Source organism: Bathymodiolus heckerae thiotrophic gill symbiont, from assembly GCF_900128515.1.
Lineage (GTDB): Bacteria > Pseudomonadota > Gammaproteobacteria > PS1 > Pseudothioglobaceae > Thioglobus_A.
This window is the reverse complement of record NZ_FQTP01000249.1, coordinates 1-866: the sequence shown is the minus strand read 5'-3', so window position 1 is coordinate 866 and position 866 is coordinate 1. Positions and strand designations below refer to the sequence as shown.

At 42.1% G+C, this 866-nt stretch carries 1 protein-coding gene; it reads left to right on the top strand.

Annotated features, from left to right (window positions below):
- The coding region (locus BTHERMOSOX_RS11665; RefSeq protein ID WP_171004776.1) for a phosphomethylpyrimidine synthase ThiC at nt 1–866 on the top strand (866 nt) is incomplete at both ends.

The window sequence follows — 866 nt, the reverse complement described above, 5'->3', positions numbered from 1 at the left end:
CTGAACTTGATGAATTGCGTTTTGAATTTTTAAAGACACCTAGACGCGCAAAGGATGGCAAAAATGTGACGCAAATGCATTATGCCAGGCAAGGTATTATTACTCCAGAAATGGAATACATTGCTATTCGTGAGAATTGCAAATGGCAGGATTACAAAGACCAAATTGGCCAGCACAAAGGCGAAAGCTTTGGCGCTGAAATTCCAGATGAAATTACTGCTGAATTTATTCGTAGTGAGGTTGCTCGTGGCCGTGCAGTGATTCCAGTTAATATTAACCACCCTGAAACTGAGCCGATGATTATCGGTCGTAACTTCATGGTAAAAATTAATGGCAACATTGGTAATTCAGCACTCGGCTCAAGTATTGAAGAAGAGGTTGATAAGATGGTGTGGGGTATCCGCTGGGGTGCTGACACCATTATGGATCTTTCAACTGGTAAAAATATTCATGAAACCCGTGAGTGGATTATTCGCAATTCACCAGTACCAATTGGTACCGTACCAATTTATCAAGCCTTGGAAAAAGTTAACGGCGTTGCTGAAGATTTAACTTGGGAAGTATTTCGCGATACACTTATTGAGCAAGCTGAGCAGGGCGTTGACTACTTTACTATCCATGCGGGTGTACGTCTTAGGCACGTACCACTTACGATTGATCGTATTACTGGCATTGTTTCTCGTGGCGGCTCTATTATGGCCAAGTGGTGTTTAGCGCATCATACTGAAAGCTTCATTTATACGCATTTTGAAGATATTTGTAAGATTATGAAGCAATACGATATTACCTTCTCATTAGGTGACGGATTGCGTCCAGGTTGTATTGCTGATGCTAACGATGCGGCGCAATTTGGCGAGCTAGAAACC